Annotated in this window: 20 protein-coding genes; all 20 read left to right on the plus strand. The window is 42.4% G+C overall.

Annotated features, from left to right (window positions below; genetic code table 11):
• Window positions 1-11: 11 nt before the first annotated feature.
• The 20 genes from KNL20_RS02050 to KNL20_RS02145 all read left to right on the plus strand — a co-directional run bounded on the left by KNL20_RS02050 (window position 12) and on the right by KNL20_RS02145 (window position 21,533).
• Entirely contained in the window at window positions 12-2,915 is a 2,904-nt protein-coding gene (locus KNL20_RS02050; protein ID WP_230399001.1) for an insulinase family protein, read from the plus strand.
• Window positions 2,916-2,942: 27 nt separating this feature from the next.
• Window positions 2,943-3,848 carry a GTPase Era gene (gene era / locus KNL20_RS02055; RefSeq protein ID WP_230399002.1) on the plus strand — a complete coding sequence of 302 codons (906 nt, stop codon included), beginning with the start codon at window positions 2,943-2,945 and terminating at the stop codon, window positions 3,846-3,848.
• A 26-nt stretch (window positions 3,849-3,874) separates the two neighbouring features.
• A complete protein-coding gene (recO, locus tag KNL20_RS02060) occupies window positions 3,875-4,528 on the plus strand; it encodes a DNA repair protein RecO (protein WP_230399003.1) in 654 nt (217 codons plus the stop codon).
• 1 nt (window position 4,529) lies between these two features.
• A complete protein-coding gene (locus KNL20_RS02065) occupies window positions 4,530-5,354 on the plus strand; it encodes an HAD family hydrolase (protein WP_230399004.1) in 825 nt (274 codons plus the stop codon).
• Between the two features lie 95 nt (window positions 5,355-5,449).
• Complete coding sequence (locus KNL20_RS02070) at window positions 5,450-5,851, plus strand: zinc-ribbon domain-containing protein (RefSeq protein WP_230399005.1); 402 nt, start codon at window positions 5,450-5,452, stop codon at window positions 5,849-5,851.
• A gap of 17 nt (window positions 5,852-5,868) precedes the next feature.
• Window positions 5,869-6,723 (plus strand): DUF5685 family protein, encoded by an 855-nt coding sequence (locus KNL20_RS02075; RefSeq protein WP_230399006.1) that lies wholly within the window; start codon window positions 5,869-5,871, stop codon window positions 6,721-6,723.
• A gap of 5 nt (window positions 6,724-6,728) precedes the next feature.
• Entirely contained in the window at window positions 6,729-7,376 is a 648-nt protein-coding gene (locus KNL20_RS02080; RefSeq protein ID WP_230399007.1) for a DnaJ domain-containing protein, read from the plus strand.
• A gap of 247 nt (window positions 7,377-7,623) precedes the next feature.
• Window positions 7,624-7,725 carry a 2-hydroxyacyl-CoA dehydratase family protein gene (locus KNL20_RS02085; RefSeq protein ID WP_230399008.1) on the plus strand — a complete coding sequence of 34 codons (102 nt, stop codon included), beginning with the start codon at window positions 7,624-7,626 and terminating at the stop codon, window positions 7,723-7,725.
• Window positions 7,725-8,279 (plus strand): acyl-CoA dehydratase activase, encoded by a 555-nt coding sequence (locus KNL20_RS02090; RefSeq protein WP_230399009.1) that lies wholly within the window; start codon window positions 7,725-7,727, stop codon window positions 8,277-8,279. The genes KNL20_RS02085 and KNL20_RS02090 overlap by 1 nt, the downstream gene beginning before the upstream one ends.
• A 180-nt stretch (window positions 8,280-8,459) precedes the next feature.
• On the plus strand, window positions 8,460-8,924 hold the full coding sequence (locus tag KNL20_RS02095) for an Lrp/AsnC family transcriptional regulator (RefSeq protein WP_230399010.1): 465 nt from the start codon (window positions 8,460-8,462) through the stop codon (window positions 8,922-8,924).
• A 64-nt stretch (window positions 8,925-8,988) separates the two neighbouring features.
• The gene (gene alr, locus KNL20_RS02100) at window positions 8,989-10,140 is read left to right on the plus strand and encodes an alanine racemase (RefSeq protein WP_230399011.1); all 1,152 of its coding nucleotides are present in this window, start codon (window positions 8,989-8,991) and stop codon (window positions 10,138-10,140) included.
• Between the two features lie 16 nt (window positions 10,141-10,156).
• On the plus strand, window positions 10,157-11,539 hold the full coding sequence (locus KNL20_RS02105) for an aminopeptidase (RefSeq protein WP_230399012.1): 1,383 nt from the start codon (window positions 10,157-10,159) through the stop codon (window positions 11,537-11,539).
• A gap of 29 nt (window positions 11,540-11,568) precedes the next feature.
• The gene (locus tag KNL20_RS02110; protein WP_230399013.1) at window positions 11,569-13,707 is read left to right on the plus strand and encodes a Tex family protein; all 2,139 of its coding nucleotides are present in this window, start codon (window positions 11,569-11,571) and stop codon (window positions 13,705-13,707) included.
• 24 nt (window positions 13,708-13,731) lie between these two features.
• Window positions 13,732-14,493, plus strand: coding sequence for a GTP pyrophosphokinase (locus KNL20_RS02115; RefSeq protein WP_230399014.1), 762 nt, complete (start codon window positions 13,732-13,734; stop codon window positions 14,491-14,493).
• 6 nt (window positions 14,494-14,499) lie between these two features.
• Window positions 14,500-14,760 carry a hypothetical protein gene (locus tag KNL20_RS02120; protein WP_230399015.1) on the plus strand — a complete coding sequence of 87 codons (261 nt, stop codon included), beginning with the start codon at window positions 14,500-14,502 and terminating at the stop codon, window positions 14,758-14,760.
• Window positions 14,761-14,859: 99 nt separating this feature from the next.
• Window positions 14,860-16,605 carry a sensor histidine kinase gene (locus KNL20_RS02125; protein ID WP_230399016.1) on the plus strand — a complete coding sequence of 582 codons (1,746 nt, stop codon included), beginning with the start codon at window positions 14,860-14,862 and terminating at the stop codon, window positions 16,603-16,605.
• A gap of 22 nt (window positions 16,606-16,627) precedes the next feature.
• Complete coding sequence (locus KNL20_RS02130; RefSeq protein ID WP_230399017.1) at window positions 16,628-17,992, plus strand: response regulator; 1,365 nt, start codon at window positions 16,628-16,630, stop codon at window positions 17,990-17,992.
• Window positions 17,993-18,107: 115 nt separating this feature from the next.
• A complete protein-coding gene (locus KNL20_RS02135) occupies window positions 18,108-19,583 on the plus strand; it encodes a type 2 periplasmic-binding domain-containing protein (RefSeq protein WP_230399018.1) in 1,476 nt (491 codons plus the stop codon).
• Window positions 19,584-19,702: 119 nt separating this feature from the next.
• The gene (locus KNL20_RS02140) at window positions 19,703-20,629 is read left to right on the plus strand and encodes an ABC transporter permease (RefSeq protein ID WP_230399019.1); all 927 of its coding nucleotides are present in this window, start codon (window positions 19,703-19,705) and stop codon (window positions 20,627-20,629) included.
• 13 nt (window positions 20,630-20,642) lie between these two features.
• Entirely contained in the window at window positions 20,643-21,533 is an 891-nt protein-coding gene (locus tag KNL20_RS02145) for a carbohydrate ABC transporter permease (protein ID WP_230399020.1), read from the plus strand.
• Window position 21,534 lies beyond the last annotated feature (1 nt).

Here is a 21,534-nt window from a genome sequence, read left to right on the forward strand (position 1 = left end):
GAGGTTGCTTTATGACTAAAGCTTACGAATTATTAAAAGAAGAAGTGATCCAGGATATTCATGCAAAAGGATATCTTTATAAGCATAAGAAAAGTGGAGCCAGGGTGATGCTGCTGGCCAATGACGATGAGAATAAGGTGTTTAATATTGCGTTTCGTACCCCGCCGGCAAACTCTACCGGAGTGGCACATATCATAGAGCATTCGGTACTTTGCGGATCTGATAAGTTTCCTTTGAAGGATCCTTTTGTAGAGCTTGTCAAGGGTAGTTTGAACACCTTTTTAAATGCTATGACTTATCCGGATAAGACGATGTATCCGGTAGCCAGCTGTAACGATAAGGATTTCCAGAATCTGATGGATGTGTATCTGGATGCGGTATTTCATCCGAATATATATAAGAATGAAAAGATATTCCGGCAGGAGGGATGGCATTATCATCTTGAACAGATATCCGATCCTCTGACCTACAACGGAGTGGTTTATAATGAGATGAAGGGAGCGTTTTCCTCTGCAGATGAAGTTCTGAACCGGGAAGTTTTCAATACGCTGTTTCCGGATACAGCTTACGGTGTGGAATCCGGCGGAGATCCGAAAGTCATTCCTTCCCTGACTTATGAAGAATTCCTGGATTTTCATAAAAAGTATTATCATCCGTCCAACAGCTACATCTATCTGTATGGTAATATGGACATGAAGGAGAAGCTGGATTGGCTGGACAAGGAGTATCTGAGTAAATATGATGCAATCTTTGTGGATTCTGAAATTAAATTTCAGGAACCATTTGCTGAAAGAAAAGATGTATGTTTTTCTTATCCGATTCTGGACCAGGATGAAGAGGAGAACAATACGTATCTCTCCTACAATGTGACGGCTGGAACAGCCCTGGATCTGAAGCTGTGTGTGGCCTTTTCTGTATTGGAGTATGCACTTTTAGATGCGCCGGGAGCCCCGGTAAAGCAGGCGCTTCTGGATGCTGAGATTGGAAAGGATATTGTGGGCTCTTATGAGGACGGAATCCTGCAGCCTTATTTCCAGATTGTGGCGAAGAATGCGAATGCACCTGATAAAGAGCGGTTTTTAAACGTTATTTACGATACCTTGCAAGGTATTGTGAATCAGGGGATCGATAAAAAGTCGCTTCTTGCAGGAATTAACTTTTTTGAATTCCGCTTCCGGGAGGCGGACTTTGCATCTTATCCCAAGGGTCTGATTTATGGGATTGATGCATTTGACAGCTGGTTATATGAGGATGAAAAGCCATGGCTGCATTTGCAGCAGCTGTGGGTCTTTGAGGAACTGAAGAAAGAGGTGGAGAACGGTTATTATGAGGGTCTGGTTCGGAAATATCTGTTGTCGAATCCTCATGCCTCCATCGTAACGCTTGTACCTGAAAAGGGTCTGGCGGAGAAGGAAGATAAGAAGACAGGAGAGAAGCTGGCCGCTTATAAGGCTTCGCTTTCTAAGGCAGAACTGGAACAGCTGGTGGAGCAAACCAGGGCCTTAAAGGAATTTCAGGAAACGGAAGACAGTGAACAGGCGAAGGAGTGCATCCCGCTTTTGAATCGCTCAGATATTACCAGGGAAGCTGTAAAGCTGTATAATGAAGAACACCACCAGGGGAATACTGTTCTTTTGCACCATAATCTTTTTACTAATGGAATCACCTATGTGGATCTTTTGTTCGATACAAAATATGTACCGGATGAATTAATCCCATATATGGGTATTCTGAAATCTGTTCTCGGATATGTCAGTACGGAGCATTACAGCTACAGTGAATTATTCAACGAGATTAATGCCAATACAGGGGGAATCAGCTGCGGGCTTCAGGTATTTCAAAAACCGGTACTAAGCGTGGACTGTGCAAGGATGTTTGGTGTCCGGTTTAAGTCTCTGGATGCCGGGGTTGATTTTGCATATGATATGGTTAAAGAGATTCTTTGTACTTCAAAGCTTGAGGATGAAAAGCGCCTGCGTGAAATTCTGGGGAGCATGAAAGCCGGCCTGCAGCAGGCTATACCGGGATCGGGTCATTCCAGTGCGGTATTAAGGGCCAGTTCTTATTTTCAGGGTTCCGCTTACTTTATGGAACGCACTGCGGGAATTGAGTTTTATCATCTGGTAGAAAAACTGGAGAAGAACTTCGAAGAACAGAAAGCGGATTTGATTGAAAAATTGCAGCTTTTGATGCGCTATATCTTCCGTCCTGAGAACCTGTTTGTCAGTATTACTGCTGATGAGAAAGGTTATGAGGGAACGGAGCAGAAAATTGCTTCCATGAAAGAGTATCTTCATAAGGAACAACTGCCGCAGGGCTGCATTCATTATCTTCTTGAGCAGAAGAACGAAGCCTTTATGACTGCCGGCCAGGTACAGTATGTGGCGTCCTGCGGCAACTTCAAAGAAGCGGGCTATGATTATACAGGAAGTTTACGTGTTCTTAAAAAGATTTTGAATTATGATTATCTCTGGATAAACCTGAGAGTGAAGGGTGGAGCATATGGCTGCATGAGCGGCTTTAAGCGTAATGGTGAGGCTTATCTGGCATCTTACCGGGATCCGAATCTTTCAAGGACACTGGAAATTTATAAAGGCATTAAGAAGTATCTTGAAAACTTCAGCTGTTCAGAGCGGGATATGACGAAGTATATTATCGGCACAATCAGCGAATTGGATACGCCTTTGAATCCGGCGGCAAAGGGGAGTGTATCTCTGAATGCCTGGTTCAGTGGACTGACCGAGTCAGACTTCCAAAAGGAGAGAGATGAAATACTGCATGTTTCGTGTGAGGAAATCCGTAAACTATCAGGACTTGTAGATGCGGTGGTATCCCAGCATAATATCTGTGTAATCGGAAGCTCTACGGGAATTGAAAGGGATAAGGAACTATTTAAAGAGATTAAAAGATTCTAGTATTAGAAATATGGAGAAAAGCGTTGTATGAGTGAGAATTTTAAGTCAGGCTTTGTAGCGATTATCGGGCGTCCCAATGTGGGGAAATCTACGCTGATGAACCAGTTGATCGGTCAGAAAATCGCCATTACATCCAAAAAACCTCAAACCACCAGAAATCGGATTCAGACGGTTTATACCTCCGAGAGAGGGCAGATTGTCTTTCTCGACACACCCGGCATTCATAAAGCCAAAAATAAACTGGGGGAATATATGGTCAATGTGGCGGAGCGGACGCTTCAGGAGGCGGATGTTGTTCTATGGCTGGTGGAACCAGACACTTTTATAGGAGCAGGTGAACGCCATATTGCAGAACAATTAAAGAATACGAAGCTTCCGGTCATACTGGTGATTAATAAGGTGGATACGGTAAGCAGGGAAGAGGTACTGATTTTTATTGATGCCTATCGGAAATTCTATGAGTTTGACGAGATTATTCCGGTATCGGCTTTGAGGGGCCTTAATACGGAGGATGTTATTGATACTATTTTTAAGTATCTGCCATACGGACCACAGTTTTATGATGAGGATACTGTAACAGATCAGCCCATGCGCCAGATTGTGGCTGAAATTATCCGGGAAAAGGCACTACATGCATTGAATGAAGAAATTCCCCACGGAATTGCTGTTTCCATTGACAGTATGAAGGAAAGAACCGGTGGAAAAATTACGGATATCGATGCTACAATCGTGTGTGAAAGGGATTCTCACAAGGGTATTATCATTGGGAAACAGGGTGCGATGCTGAAAAAGATTGGAACAAATGCCCGTTACGAGATTGAACATCTGATTGAACAAAAGGTGAATCTGAAACTCTGGGTCAAGGTGAAAAAGGACTGGCGGGACAGTGACCTCCTTATGAAAAATTACGGATATGATAAAAAAGAAGTTTAGATTCTCAAAATGCTGTGGAGGATTGTATGAGCGAACCGGTACAAGTTACGGGGATGGTTCTGTCATCCATGCCAGTCGGTGAATATGACCGGCGAGTGGTCATGCTGACCAGAGAGCGGGGAAAATTATCCATGTTTGCCAGAGGAGCCAGGAGACCCGGCAGCATACTGATGGCTGCGGCGAATCCATTCGTGTTTGGATCGTTCACAGTATATGAGGGAAGAACCGCTTATAGTATGGTCAGTGCGGATGTGAAAGAATACTTTATTGAATTGGCCGATGAACAGCCAGGGGTCTATTATGGATTTTATTTTCTGGAATTCGCAGACTATTATGGTCTGGAAGGTATAGATGAGGCCGAGATGCTGAATCTTTTGTATGTTTCGTTGAAAGCACTCCTGAGTCACAGGTTTGAAAACCGGCTTGTGAGGAGGATTTTTGAACTGAAAGCCCTGACGATTAATGGGGAATATGCGCCGGATCAGCAGGCGATGAGTCCGTCAGCCCGGTATACCTGTCAATATATAGCATCTGCATCCATAGACAAGCTTTATACATTTACACTGAAGCCTGAGGTCTTAAGAGAATTGGAACAGTTGATGGATCAGTATATTTCGCGGGTCGTCGACAGGAAATTTAAAAGCTTATCAATTCTGCAGATGTTTGAGGAGGAAGTTTAGCGTGAAAAATACAAAGAAATTTCTGGCTTTCTTGGGAGCGGTATTGTTGTTGGGATTGTATCTGACAACCCTGATTTTTGCTCTGATTGACAGCCCGTTTGCATATACGATGTTCAAAATCTGTCTATACTGCACCATCATGGTACCAGTGTTAATCTATGCCATGATTTTGGTCTACCGGCGGGTAAAGGAAAAAAATGAGGAGATATACGGAAAGAAGATCGATACCGTTATCTTTGATGTGGGAAATGTCCTGGTGGATTATAACTGGAAAAAGTATCTGAGCAGTTTTGGGTTCGATGAGGAGATGAACAAAACAATTGCTGAGGCCATGTTTTTGAATCCTGTGTGGGACGAGGCAGATCGTGGAATCCTGACGCCGGAGGAGTTAAGTGATGCATTCGTCAGAAACTGCCCGGAATATGAGAAAGAACTTCGGATGCTTTACGAGACACCTGGCCAGACTGTCTTCACACTGGATTATGCAAAGGACTGGATTCGGACGTTAAAAAAACAAGGATTGAAGGTATATATATTATCTAATTATTCAGAGAGGACATTCGAACAGACAAAAGAGCAATTAGATTTCCTGTCTCTGGTAGATGGAGCATTATTTTCCTTTCAGTGTCATATGATTAAACCGGAGAAAGGTATATATCAGAAGTTGACAGACAGATACCACATCATTCCAAACCGTGCGGTATTTATTGATGACCGGCAAAAAAATGTGGACGGAGCAAGAGAGGCAGGGCTTCAGGCTTTAAGGTTTACAACCTATGAGGATACCAGGAGAGCCCTGGAACGTCTTTTGTCTACGCTGGTGTAGGTTTATAAATTTTTAATATGCTGAATCATTGCTTTTTGCTGCTAAAAGGAATAAAGTTATAGTTAGAATATTACAAGGAGTAAGTGTGACAGTATATGGATAAATTAAGAAGGAAATTGCAGGACTTTATGGCAGGCCGTTATGGCATGGACCAACTGGGACGGTTTACCATGTATGTATCTATAATTGCATTGCTGATTTCTCTTTTCGCAGGGAACAATTGGTTTTATCTTATTGCATTGGTGCTGTTGATAACTACTTATGCACGGATGTTTTCAAAAAATCACAGCAGCCGCTATGCGGAGAATAATAAATACCTTGAATGGAAAGAAAAATTCTTTAGCTTCTTTCGGGGTGGTGCACGCCAGGCAAAGGACAAGGATCATCGCTATTTCCGCTGTCCGAACTGCAATCAGAAGGTGCGGGTCCCGAAGGGGAAAGGTACGATATCCATTCGATGCCCAAAGTGTCAGCATGAGTTTATCAAACGTACATAAGGATAGGAGGGCTCTCCATGTTTGGTTACGTGAGCATTAACAAAGAAGAACTGAAGCTGAAAGACTATCAGAAGTATCAGGCATATTACTGCGGGGTCTGTCAGGAACTGAAGGAATCCTTTGGGCAGGCGGGCAGGCTGACACTGACTTATGATATGACGTTCCTTGCGGTCTTACTCAGCGGCCTTTATGAGGATACTACCAAAAGAGAAGAGCATTTCTGTGTGGTACACCCGACGAAAAAGCACCCATGCCTGCGTAATGAATTTACTGCCTATGTGTCGGACATGAATATCCTTTTGGCCTATTACAACCTTCTGGATGACTGGAAGGATGAGCGTAAGAAGAAAAGCTATATGGCCGCTCAGGTCTTAAAGAATTCTTGCTTGAAGGTGGTGAAGCGATATCCCCGTCAGACAGAGGCAGTTCAAACTTATTTGAAGAAACTTCATACGTGTGAAGAGCAGAATTCTGCTGATCTGGATCTGGCTGCGGGTCTTACCGGTGAGGTATTGGGTGAGATTTATGCGTACAGGGATGATATCTGGAGTGAGGATCTGCGGCAGCTTGGATTTTACATTGGAAAGTTCATTTATCTTATGGATGCCTATGAGGATTTGGAAAAAGATAAGAAAAGCGGTAATTATAATCCTTTTAAATTTATAGAAGAAACTCTGGAGTTTCATAAAACAGCAGAGGATGTACTGACGATGATGGCCGCTGCTGCATCCAGAGCGTTTGAAAGACTTCCTATCATAGAAAATGTGGACATTTTACGAAATATATTGTATATTGGAATCTGGAATAAGTATGATATGGCAAAGGTCAAGAAAAAAGGTGCCGCCGAAGATGCTGCACACGAGGAGATATAATACAGATGACAGACCCATATAAAGTGCTTGGAATCTCCAGGGATGCAAGCATGGACGAAATTAAAAAAGCATATCGGACATTGAGCCGGAAGTATCATCCGGATGCTAATATAAATAATCCAAATAAAGCCCAGGCGGAAGAAATGTTTAAACAGGTTCAGCAGGCATATACACAGATAATGGATGAAAAAGAAGGCAAGACATCCTCCTACCAGTCCCAGGGGGCAGGATACGGAGGTTTTGGCGGTTTTGGCGGATACGGTCAGAACAGCCGGCAGAACTCCGGTGGGGGCAGTGAAGCGGATGCACAGATGCGTGCAGCGTACAACTTTATTAATAATCGTATGTATCGTGAGGCCATGAATGTGCTGAACGATATATCCGGACATACGGCATATTGGTTCTATCTGCATGCGGTAGCAAATTATGGTCTTGGAAATAATATTAATGCACTGCAGGATGCCCAGCAGGCTGTGAATATGGAACCGGATAATCCCCAATACCGTCAGTTTCTGCAGCAGCTCCAGGGAGGCGGGCAGTGGTATAGTACCATGGGGCAGGATTATGGCTTTGACCGGGAGGGATCCGGGTTTGGAAGCTGGTGCTGCCAGTGCCTGGCCTGTAATGCCATGCTTAATTGCTGCTGTTGTTGAAAATCCGTATGGCTGGACGATTACAAAAAAATATTTTTAAAATAATGTATGAGAAAAATATAATGGGGTATAATTAAAGTATACAAAAGATGACTTGAATACTTATCCTCCCCTATAACATCCCAGAAGCGGGCATATATGCAGCTTCTGGGATGCTTTTTTTAGTACCAGAATGCTTGACATGAAAGCTGCGCTAACGTTATACTCAATAAAGATAACGAATGAAGAAAACTCGTGGAGAGTATAATTGAAAGGAAAGCACGCATATGTTGGAGTGAGTTACTTGACCGCCTTTGCCGATATCGGACAGCTGTCTACACGGGCGGGTGCGTTTGTGGAGATGCTGTAATGAAGGGATATGTGGGGATTGATTGCGGATCTGCCGCGTGCAAGGGGATTTTATTGAATGAGAGCCGGATTCTTTGTCATAGCATAAAGCCTACGGGTTGGAGTCCGCGCACCACGGCGAAAGAGGCGTTTCAGATGAATGATAAATGTGCGGCAGGTACGGGACGTTTTCTTGAAATGTCTGCACATAGAATGGGACTGGACATGGATGGATTTGCTAAATGTCTGGAGGCCGGAAAAAGTTGTTCTCTTAACAGCATGTGTGCTGTCTTTGCGGATTCGGAAATTGTATCTTTGCTTGCCGCAGGAAAAAGCCGGGAAGAAATTGCAGGCGGTGTTGTACATGCGGTAGTGGCAAGAACAGCTGTTTTGACCGGAAAGCTTGAGATGGATTCCCCTGTTCTCCTGACCGGGGGCTTATCCGATATAGAAGGGCTTAGAAGCACGTTGGAAGAAAAGCTGGATTGTAGCGTGCAGACATCCCCATGGTCACGCTATGCGGGCGCAATCGGTGCAGCTTTGATATCGATGTCGGACAGTACAACTCCGATTTAAGCATGCAAAAATATATGCCGTTTATTCTTCAGTAAAAGAATAAGCGGCTTTTCCATGTCCCCGGGGAGGTCATGATAGTAATTGTTTAGGAAAGTTTTATCTCAAAAAATATGGACTTCTCTTAATTTTTTGCTATACTAAGTAGTGGATATATGAAGTATCCCATTAGGAGGAGCCATAATGGATGGTATAGATTATAATATTTTAAAGATTCTGAAAAAGAATGCCAGAGAAACAGCATCCAATATCAGTAAGGAAATTCACCTTTCCGTTTCCGCTGTGATAGAAAGAATCCGCAAGATGGAAGAGACAGGGCTGATTAAGGATTACACAATTATCATAGACGAGAAAAAAACCGGTGGAGACATGACCTCCCTGATGGAAGTCAGCCTGGAACATCCCAAATTTTTTGACGGATTTGCCGCATCAATCCAGGATATAAGCAGCATTGTGTCCTGCTACTATCTGACCGGGGATTTTGACCTTTTGCTTAAAATTTCATGTAGAAATTCAGATGAGCTGGAAAAGATGCACAGGCAGATTATGAGTCTGGAAGGAGTGTCTGATACGAGGACACATGTGGTTTTAAAGACAGTAAAGAATATATATTCAGCCATACCAGAGCCCCGGCATCCCGGAGCATGATTGGTAAGTATGCAAGGAAAGCCAAAATCAGAAGTGGAATGTTACGACGAAAGAAGGAAGATACGTGTACGGTTATCAGAGATGCTATGCAGAAATATCTTTGCAGGCAATTGGACATAATATAGACGAGGCAAAAAGACATATTGCACCGGGAGTGGCACTGCTGGCTGTAATCAAAGCAGATGCCTATGGGCATGGAGCTGTGGCTGTGGGGAAGTATCTGGAAACAACAGCAAAGGCTGATTATTTTGGAGTTGCAACCCTGGAGGAGGCAATCGAGCTGAGACAGGGAGGAATTTTACACCCGATTCTTGTCCTTGGATATACCTCACCCAGTCAGTATGAAGACGTGGTAAGGCATGGAATCACACAGACAATCTATAGTCTGGATACTGCACAGAAGTTGGATAAAGTGGCTGCCCGGCTTCAGATGAGAGCTGCGGTACATATCGCATTAGATACAGGAATGACAAGAATAGGATTCCAGTGTGTGACTTCTGATGCAGATGTGATTGCAGAGATAAGCAGGCTTCCGAACATTGAACTGGAGGGTGTGTATACCCATTTTGCCTGCGCGGACCAGGAGGATAAAACTTACTGTGCCATGCAGCTGGACAAGTATGAGAGAATGATGGATATGCTGACGGACAGATGCGTTATGATACCTGTTAAGCATGTATGTAATTCAGCCGGGATTATGGAGTTTGAAAATTACAGATTTAATATGGTACGCTGCGGGATCATAACCTATGGGATATATCCTTCTGAAGAGGTGCAAAAAGAAAAGTTTAATCTAAAACCCGCTTTACAGTGGAAAACGCATGTGATTCATGTAAAGGATGTAAAAGCCGGTGTAGGGGTAAGTTATGGTGCAACCTACGTTACCCATAAACCAACAACCCGGATTGCCACTGTTTCTGTAGGCTATGCAGACGGATACCCCCGTGCCCTCTCATCAAAAGGACGGGTGTTGATACGTGGTCAATATGCGCCTATTCTGGGCAGGGTATGCATGGATCAGATGATGGTTGATGTTACGAATATTCCGGACGTCCGGGTGGAAGATATTGTAACTCTGATTGGAACGGATGGAGATAAGAATATATCCGTTGAAGAGATAGCCGATCCGTCGGCTCGCTTTAATTACGAGATGCTATGCAATATCTCAAGCCGCGTACCCAGAATCTATCCCGGAGAAGTATACAATGAAGAATAGAACAGGAGATATAAAGATGAGTGAAAAAAATGTATGGAATATCAGAAGTGAATCGGAACTTGCCAGGATAAACACCTTGGCGGAGGATTATAAAGAATATATTTCACAGGGAAAGACAGAGCGCAGATGCGTGGATCTGGCCGTTATGGAGGCTGAGAAAAGGGGCTTTATAAGTCTGGAGGATAAAATCAGAAAGGATGAAGCTTTAAAGCCCGGTGACAAGGTCTATGCACATTGTATGAAAAAATCGCTGCTTCTGGCCGTTATCGGACAGGAGCCGATTGAAAATGGTATGAATATACTGGGGGCACACATCGATTCCCCAAGACTGGATCTGAAGCAGAATCCCCTGTACGAGGATACCGGGATGGCCCTGCTGGATACCCACTATTATGGAGGAATCAAGAAATATCAGTGGGTAACGATTCCTTTGGCAATTTACGGTGTGGTGATAAAAAAAGACGGAAGCACAATTCAAGTGGAAATTGGCGATAAGGAAGGGGATCCGGTCTTCTGCATCACAGATCTGCTGGTACACCTTGCAGGCGAACAGATGGAAAAGAAGGCCAAGGAGGTTATAGAAGGAGAAGGCCTGGATATTCTTATCGGAAGCCAGCCGGAAAAGGATGCGGACAAAGATGCGGTAAAGCGTAATATCTTGAAATTATTGAAGGACAAGTACAATATAGAAGAAGACGATTTCCTCTCTGCCGAAATAGAGATAGTGCCGGCCGGAAAGGCAAGGGACTGCGGTTTGGACAGAAGTATGATTATGGGATATGGACAGGATGACAGAGTTTGTGCTTATACCTCATTGATGGCTCTCCTGGAAGCGGAGAATTTATCCAGGACGGGAATCTGTCTTCTGGCCGATAAAGAGGAGGTTGGAAGCGTAGGGGCTACCGGTATGCACTCTCATTTCTTCGAAAATACCATAGCGGAGATCATGAACTTGACGGGTGAATATTCAGAACTGTCATTACGCAGAGCGTTAAGAAATTGCTTTATGCTTTCTTCAGATGTAAGTGCGGCATTTGATCCCAATTATGCAGCATCCTTTGAAAAGAAAAATTCTGCTTATTTTGGAAAAGGCCTTGTATTCAATAAGTACACAGGCGCCCGCGGAAAGAGTGGATGCAATGATGCCAATGCAGAATATCTGGCAAAGCTTCGCAAAGTGATGGATGATGAAGGAATTCTGTTTCAGACGTCAGAGCTTGGAAAAGTTGATGTGGGCGGCGGCGGAACCATCGCCTATATTCTGGCCAATTATGGCATGGAGGTCATTGACAGTGGAATTGCTCTTTTGAATATGCATGCACCCTGGGAGATTTCCAGTAAAGCAGATATTTATGAAGCATATAAAGGCTACGGCGCATTTTTGACACATATGAGATAGTAAGATTACACCAGGAGGATGAAAGTTTTATGGATATGATTAAGGTTCTTGCCGATGAGTTGGATGTGCTTTCCTGGCAGGTGGATGCTGCCGTAAAATTAATTGATGAAGGAAATACGATCCCATTTATCTCCAGATACAGGAAGGAAGCCACAGGGTCTCTGAATGATGAGGTACTTCGTACTTTATATGAAAGGCTGACCTATTTGCGGAACCTGGAGGAGCGGAAATCTCAGGTTATGTCCGTTATTGATGAACAGGGAAAGCTGACGGAAGAACTGAAAAAAGCAATTTTGGAAGCACAGACACTGGTCGTGGTGGAAGACTTATACCGCCCTTATAAACCAAAGCGGAGAACCAGGGCTACCATAGCAAAGGAAAAGGGTCTGGAACCGCTGGCTAATATCATCAGTCTGCAGTTAACTTCGAATTCCCTGGAAGAGGAGGCAGGCGCATATCTTTCGGAAGAAAAAGAAGTCCTTACTGTGGAAGCAGCTATAGCAGGGGCCTGTGACATTATAGCGGAAGGGATTTCCGATGAAGCAGATTTTCGGGCCGAAATCCGGAAAAGAACTATGAAGCAGGGTCATATTATTTCTACTGCCAAGGATGAGAAGGAACAATCCGTATATGAGATGTATTATGATTTTGAGGAACCGGTATCAAAGATTGCGGGTCATCGGATTTTGGCGCTGAACCGTGGGGAAAAGGAAAAATTTCTGACAGTTAAGGTTACCGCACCTGTGGAGGAGATTATCCGCTATCTTGAAAAAAAGATGATTGCCCGAAACAATCCAAACACAATGCCGGCTTTAAAGGCTACGATTACAGATGCTTATAACAGGCTGATTGCACCGGCCATCGAACGGGAGGTGCGCAGTGAACTGACGGAGAAGGCTGAGGATGGCGCTATCAGGGTTTTCGGAAAGAATCTGGAACAGCTGCTGATGCAGCCTCCGATTGAAGGACAGGTGGTGCTGGGCTGGGATCCGGCTTTTCGTACCGGCTGTAAACTGGCTGTAGTGGATGAAACCGGCAAGGTGCTGGATACGACGGTTATCTATCCGACAGCACCCACGAATGAAGTAAAAATCCGTGCTGCCAAGGATACAGTGATTAAGATGATTGAAAAGTACCATATTACTTTGATTTCCGTGGGAAATGGTACTGCCTCCAGAGAGTCGGAACAGGTAATCGTGGATATGCTGAAAGAGGTCAGAGAGCCGGTGCAGTATGTGATTACCAATGAGGCCGGAGCTTCCGTATACTCGGCAAGCAAGCTGGCCACTGAAGAATTCCCGAACTTTGATGTGGGACAAAGAAGTGCTGCATCAATTGCAAGGCGTGTGCAGGATCCGCTTGCTGAATTGGTGAAGATTGATCCGAAATCCATTGGTGTCGGCCAATATCAGCACGATATGAATCAGAAGAAGCTGGGTGACGCGCTGTCCGGTGTAGTGGAAGACAGTGTAAATAAGGTAGGTGTGGATTTGAATACAGCCTCCGCCCCATTGATGGAATATATCTCAGGTATCAGCAAGGCAATTGCCAGGAATATAGTGGCTTATCGGGAGGAAAACGGACGGTTTACGGATCGACGTCAGCTTATGAAAGTACCTAAGCTGGGACCGAAAGCCTTTGAACAATGTGCAGGATTTATGCGCATCACAGGAGGGAACAATCCCCTGGATGCAACCAGCGTGCATCCGGAAAGCTATGGTGCTGTTCATAAGCTTCTGGACCGGCTGGGAATGAAGACAGAACAGATTTTGGAAGGCAGCGCTGTCTACCATATCAAAGATTACAGGAAGATGGCAGAGGAACTGGGCATAGGGGAAATTACACTTCGGGATATTGTAAAGGAGCTTCAAAAACCCGGACGTGATCCCAGAGACGAGATGCCGAAACCGATTCTTCGAACCGATGTGCTGGATATGAAGGATTTGAAGGAAGGCATGATCTTAAAAGGAACGGTGAGGAATGTTATAGATTTCGGAGCATTTGTGGATATCGGTGTTCATCAGGACGGCCTGGTACACATCTCCCAGATGACCGAAAAGTACATCAAGCATCCCTTGGAGGTTGTAAGTGTTGGAGATATTGTGGAAGTAAAGGTAACCTCTCTGGATCTTCAGAAAAAACGAATCGGACTCAGCATGAAGCTTTGATCAAATGCACATATAGGGAAAGATATGAAAAATCAAGCAAAAAAAACAATTAAAGAAGTTGTGGATGTTAACGAAGATGAAGTTATGATTGAAAGAGAAGAGATCGTTGAGGTAAATCAGGTAATTTCTCTAAATGTTGATCAGAATGATAATATGGAAACAATTGCAGATATGAGTGAACACTTTTCGCAAACCATACATCCCATACTTAGTATGTATAATGCTGCTATGAACGCAACAACAGCTCGTATGGAAATTATCAGGGATGAATTTCACTTCCGTAAACAGAGGTGCCCCATCCACCATATTGATACGCGACTAAAATCAGCAGACAGTATACTGGGGAAATTGAGAAAAAAGGAGCTCCCACTGACGCTGACGGCAGCCTGCAACAATATCTACGATATAGCAGGGGTTCGGATTGTGTGTCCGTATATAAAAGATGTATATCTCGTTCATGAGAGAATTTTAGCTCAGGATGATATTTACATCATGAAGGAAAAAGATTATATCAAGCAGCCCAAGAGAAATGGATACAGGAGCTTACATCTAATAATCAGGATCCCTGTATATTTTATGAATAAAAAACAACTTGTTCCGGTAGAACTACAGATTCGCACTCTGGCGATGGATTTATGGGCCAGTCTGGAGCATGATATTAAATATAAATCACTTCATAATGAATGCAATATTGATTTTACTGCAAAATTGTATGAGTGCAGCGGATTGATTTATCAAGTGGAAGAAGAGATGGAAAAGATGAATCAGGTATTAGAAGAATATTAGTACCAGTTGATCTGCAAAAATGATAAGCCGGTGTTCACACGGCTTATCATTTTTACTATCCGTGAATTTAAAAAAGTGTCCTCCATCTGCCCACATTGGCTTTGCTTTCAGGAAGCCAGTTACTTTACAAATATCGGTATTTCATCGGCAATTGATGTACAACTGCCGGGCTGTACGGTTTATGCACCACATGGCTATGATCTTGTAGTCGATACAGATCAGTTTGACCAATACAGCAGGGAACGCGTCACATTTATCTTTGCGTAATTATCTTAAGAACAAAAGCAGAAGGAAGGATTTATGTCAAAATATTGAATCCATCGCTGAATGTGTCAGAATAATTCCCCTAACCAGAGGAGGGTGAGAATGAGAGAGAGACAAAAGAAATCAAAATCCTTTTCAAGAAGGATTATTAAGGTCTGGATTTTGGGGATTGTACTTCCGATGATTCTTGTTGAAATCCTGATTTTAGTGCAGTTTTATAAGATTAATCATAAGGAAGTAGATCGGGCGATGACAAACAGCCTGCATATGGTTTCAGATAATATGGGGACACTGATGACAAACATGAACGCCATATCCTGGCTTTTGGAAGCGGATGGTACGGTGGGAAAGAATCTTCCGCTCTATTTTGAAGAAGAAAATACAATTAGGAAAAGTGAACTGCTCATCTACCTGAGAGAACAGATTGCAAATTATGAGGTGGCCAATTCATCGATTGGCAATCTCACCTACTTATTGATTCCACAGGGACAGAAAGAACCTGTGAAAATCAACACCTCTTCTTTGGCAAGCGGAGAACTTCCGCAGAATAAATACTATTTGTGCAAATGGAAAGATGTTACTTTTTATGGTCCATGTTTATCCCAGTCAAAAGTTTCCTCCTATCCCTGTCTCTCCTTGCTCCGTCCGTACAAGACAGATCAGAGGTACGGGGAGATATACATTTATCTGGAATCAGGATTTAAATACCTGCAAAAATTGTTTCCCAGGGATGTCATGGGCATGAATCCAATCTTTCTGGTGGAATCTGAAGATGGAAAGACAATGTATAGTTCAGATGAACAGGTAATTCCTTTACATACAAAGACTTCCGATTACCTGAAGAAATATGCAATAGATTCACATCGTTATAAAACGTATGAAAAGAAGGAGAACGCCGGATGGACACTTCATCTGCTGCTTTCCACCAACAATTATTACAGGCAGATTTATGGTATGGCCTTTAACTTTGGACTGATAACAATACTTGCGGTGACCGTATGTATCTTTATATCTGTCATTCAGTGGAGAAGTATTTATCACCCATTTGTTCTATTTGAAAAAAATCTTCGTCGGATTGCGCTGGATGAGGATGTGCAAACAGAAGTAGGGCAGATGAATATCCAGGAGTTTGATGATAATTTCGCTTTGATGGAGCGGTTGAAAAACAATATTGTTCTTTTGGTGAAGAGGGTGCAGACGAAGGAGAAAGAGCGGTCAGAATTGGAAATCAAGGAGATACTGGGAAAGATTAATCCACATTTTCTCTATAATACGTTGGATACGCTGAAATGGTATGCCGCAGGAAAACAAGACAAAGAGATGGTACACTTTATTATAGCACTCAATCAACTGCTTCTGTATAATATGTCCAAGGACACAAAAACAACATTGAAAAATGAGCTGGATGCGATTGAATCTTATATTACATTACAGAAACTAAAATATGATATAGATTTTCAAATTCATATAGGGAAACATACGGAAATTCTTCAAGCCGATATGCCGCGTTTTGTCATACAGCCGTTGGTGGAAAATGCAATCCTTCACAGTGGAGCTGAAAAAGGAAACATACGGATTGATATTGAACTTTTAACGAATGGAAAGATAGATATTTTGGTTAAAAATGTAGGAAAACCAATTAATACAGAAAAATTTAAGGAAGTTCTCGTGCAGAAAAATGATATTTCCGCAAATGGGATTGGGTTGCAATATGTCGCACGGATGCTGGAAAACCATTTTTCGGATGAATTTATTCTGAAAGCGGAAAGGACTGAAGATGGTATAAATGTCATTGAGATGCAGATTCCATTTCGCGCAGAGAAAATAACAGAACCATCAGAGGAATAACCGGCAGGAGGATAGCAGGACTATGATAAAGGTTTATGTTGTTGATGATGAAAAGTTGGTCCGGCAAGGAATTATCGGATTGATAGAATGGGAAAAGTACGATATGGAGGTTGTGGGAAATTCCGGAAGTGGGGAAGAGACGATTCTATTTTTGAGAGAGAATGAAGTGAACATCCTGTTTTCGGACCTCGAGATGCCCGGTTTATCCGGGATGGATTTTCTAAAAGAAGTAAAGGAAACACAACCGGATACACAGATTGTTGTACTGACCATGCATCAGGAATTTGAATTGATTCAGCAGTCTTTACGTATTGGTATACTGGATTATATTACCAAGGCACAGATTGAAGAGGAAAATGTTCATGTATTTATGCGTGGGGTCAGAAAACGCTATCTTGAGCGTACGCAGCTATATGATAGAGTCATATCCGATAATGAAGTTTATATCTGGATAACGGAAGGAAGTACACAGCGGGAGAATGCAGTGAACCTTTTAAGAGAATATGCATTAGCTTTTGAACTTTTAGGTGATTCCTATATATTCTTTTCAGGTGACTGTAATCGTATTCTTCTTATGCATCTTATAGAACTGTCCGGAAGGCAGCAGTCTGTCCTTGTGGAATTAAAGCAGGTAAAAGGTATTTCTCATAATCAATTAAAAGATATACTTGATAGAGAGATTAAGATATTGCTTTTTAGAGAGCGTCAACCCGCTAACTACAGGTATACGTATATTTACCCGGAGCTTCCAGAAATAAAACGGGGAGATTCCAGACAGGAAATACTTAGTAGCTGTATGAAAATGGAGTTTATGCTTGATAACAGCAGATATGAAGAAGTTATGGAACGTATAAAATGCGCAGATTTATCATCTGAGGAAAGAACTGCGGTTTTTTATCATTTCAACCTGTATTGGTCTGAATTTTCCGGAAGGGATATCCGACTCTATTTTGATGAAGTGGCTTATTTCAGGTGCTGGTATCAATGGCGGGAATGGTTTAATCAAATACATATAGCGGTACAAAAGAGAATCGGAAATACGGGGACTGGAATCGGTACGATGGAACTGATTCATAAGGCTATTATTTATATCAGAGAACACATGGATCGGGAGATTGCGCTTGACGATCTTTTACATATAACGGGGATGAGTAAAAGCTTTTTTTCAAGGAATTTCAAGAAGGTTACCGGAAAAACCTTTATTACCTATTTAAATGATATGAGGATTGATTCTGCAAAAAAATATTTGACTGAGACAGAGCAATCGGTTCACTGGATTGCTATACAAGTCGGTTATGTAGATGAACATTATTTTAGAAAACTGTTTAAAGATAAAACAGGAAAAAGTCCCAAAAAGTATCGTGAAACCCAAGGAAATCAGAACTGAATACAATCAGACCATATTTATGCACAATATTACCTTCTGAATATCGTTTGTTTCGTGTATAGTTACAATATCGGAAAAATGAAGGAGGAAATGTTATGAAGAGAAAGATTGTAACATGCTTGTTTTTCTCAGTGATAATCTGATTTATGATTGGATTGTGAATGCGGATCAGTTCCAGGAAAAATTCGGTGCTGAACTGGCGGCCGGCAACCTTCCGGATGTAATGATGATCAGTCCGAATGACTTTGAAGATCTGAGCAGCCAGGGCGGACTTGCAGATCTTTCGGAGGTATATAAAAAGTATAGCTGTGAAGCTCTGGAGAAAGTATACAACTACGATGGAAAGTTTATTGATGTAGCGAAAAAAGATGATAAGATTTATGGGCTTCCCATGGGTACGGATCCTGCGCAGATGACATCACAGATGCTTTATAACATGACACAGCTTAAGAGTGTGGGAATCACATCGAAAGACCAGCTTCCAAAAACTATTAAGGAGTTCGAAGCACTTTGTGATAAGCTGATGGAGACGGATTATGATGGAGACGGAAAGACAGGAGGCCCTGTACTTCCGGCCTGCAAAAACTATATGGATGCACAGCTTGGGGACTTTTCGCCTTACTTTCATGCATATGAAACCTGGAATGACGGATGGTATGATAAAGACGGAAAACTGCAATATGCCGGGATCGATGAAGGGATAAAGACTACGTTAACAAAACTCAATGCGTGGTATGAGAAAGGATATTTTCAGAAAGATTTTGCGGCTTATGATATCTGGGCAGCGGATTCACCGGTGGTAAATGATATTGTTGCAGGTAAATATGCGATTATTCCCGGTTCCTGGTGGGTGCCGAACTGGCCGCTTAATAATAACAAAGTAGAACATCCGGATGCGGACTGGGTAATCGGACCGAACCTTTCACCGGACGGAAAACAGCCCAAAATCATGATTGATCGTTATCCGGTTAATAATTTTGTCGTTGCAGGGCGTGATTTCAAACATCCGGAAGCGATATTTAAGATGATGTACTGGTCCTTACAGTATGAAACTAAAAACAGTAATCCGGATGTACAAAAAACCATGTCTGAGGAAGAGAAGACTGAATTGGACAGTTACGTATACACTTGGCTTCCATACCGTGTTTATTTCCCGAGTTCTTTAAGGGATAATTTTAAGTTCATTTCGGATCTGGATGCAAAGGGCATAAGTGAAATCAGTGAAGATGAAGGATTAAATAATAATGAGTTCTGGGGGGCATGGACGCAATATCTGAATTATAAAAAGAATCCGGATGACGGTGTGGCATGGGGGACCTATTTCAGCCGTCTTGCTCCGGATGGCGGGGTTTCCAACATGATAAAAACGGTAGAGACGGCTGATATTATTTACGACGAAGTCTATATCAGCACGCCTGCAATGGTCTCAAAAAAAGCAGAACTTGATAAATTACGGGACAATACTTTTATCAGTATGGTGATGGGAGAGTCACCGGTGTCTGACTTTGATAAGTATGTAAAACAGTGGAAGGCACAAGGTGGCGATGAGATAGGCAAAGAAGTCAATGAATGGTACGAAAGTAACAAATAGATTATGACCGATTCAGCCATAAGGACGTATGAAGTCATGCGCTCTTATGGCTGATTTAGAATCGATTTTAAAATGTATCCGACACAGTCTGGCATTAAAAAGAAAGGGGTGTATCTGTAATGGCACAAAATAAAAGAATCAAAAGACCCAAAAAGAAAGGATTGTATAACACCAGGGAATTACATACCATGTTGATACCTGCGGTGATCTTTACAACAATTTTTTCCTATGTTCCTATCTTTGGTCTGATTATGGCATTTCAGAATTTTAAACCGTTGATGGGTTTTAGGGAGTCTCCATTTGTGGGACTGAATCAGTTCCGTTATATTTTTACCATGCCCAGTTTTAAAACAGCATTTTTAAATACGATGATTATATCTTTTTTTAAGATTGTGCTGAGTATACTGGTACCGCTGATTTTGTCGCTGATGTTAAATGAGGTGGCAAAAAGCTGGTTTAAGCGAACCGTGCAGACCATTGTATTCATTCCGTATTTCTTTTCATGGGCGATTCTCGCCGGTATGATATTAGAAATATTCGCCTATGACGGGGTTGTTAACCAGACCTTGATGCATGCGCTCGGATCCGAGGCGAAGGCCTTTTTAGTGAGTAATAAATATTTCCGTACAATTATTATAGGCTCCGATGTCTGGAAAGGAATGGGATATAACACCGTTCTTCTGCTCGCAGCCATAACAAGTGTAGATACAACGCTTTATGAAGCGGCGCAGGTGGATGGCGCAGGCAGATGGAAGCAGGCACTTCACATTACGTTACCGGGAATCTTACCGATGGTTGCGGTGCTGACGGTATTGGGACTCGGAAATATCCTGAATGCGGGATTTGAACAAATTCTGATTATGTATAATCCAACCGTAGAAAAAACCGTAGATATTTTGGATACTCTGGTCTACCGGCTTGGTATGGTGAGTCATCAGTACTCAGCTGCGGCGGCAATGGGGTTGTTTAAATCGATTATTTCTCTTTTCTTTGTGGGAATCAGTTACTGGATTCTTTATAAAAAGAGTGACTATCGTGTGTTTTAAGGAGGTGTGACAATTGAAAGTAAAGCATTCAGTCTCTTATTATGTCTATCAGGTTTTTAATACAGTGGTTCTTACACTTGTTGCACTGTCTTGTATCTTTCCGATTTTACATGTACTGGCAATTTCCCTTAGCAGCAGTAATGCTGCAATGGCAGGGAGGGTGACGTTCCTTCCGGTAGAATTTTCCCTTTCTGCTTATGCGTATCTGATAAAGAAGAAAGATTTTTTTAATTCGGTGGGAATCTCCGGAATGCGTGTACTGGTTGGTACAATTTTCAATATGTTTTTGATTATATTGACAGCCTATCCGCTTTCACGTACCACTGCGCAATTCAGGAAAAGAAATGTTTATATGGTTTATTTTGCAATCACGATGTTTCTCGGGGGTGGTCTGATTCCTACATATATGGTAATCAAAAACCTGCATCTGCTTAATAACTTCTGGGTTTTGATCCTTCCGGGTGCGATGAGCATCTGGAATGTTATCATCATGATGAACTTTATCAGAGGACTCCCAAGGGCTGTGGAGGAATCGGCATTTTTAGACGGTGCAAACCATTGGAAGACCTTATTTTATGTAATTCTTCCGATGTCGAAGCCATCACTGGCCTCTTTGTTGCTGTTTTCCATGATTGGGCATTGGAATTCCTGGTTTGACGGTATGTTTTACATGAACAATCCGGACAATTATCCGATGGCAACCTATCTGGCGACACAGATTATCAACAACAATCAGACAATGACAAATATGACGCCGGAGCAGCTGGCACTGCTTTCAAGCCTGAGCGAGAAAACAGTAAGAAGTGCACAATTATTTATATCAATTATACCGATACTGATTGTTTATCCGTTCTTACAGAAATATTTTGTAAAGGGTATTACGGTTGGTTCCGTGAAGGAGTAAA

The organism is Novisyntrophococcus fermenticellae, assembly GCF_018866245.1.
GTDB lineage: Bacteria > Bacillota > Clostridia > Lachnospirales > Lachnospiraceae > Novisyntrophococcus > Novisyntrophococcus fermenticellae.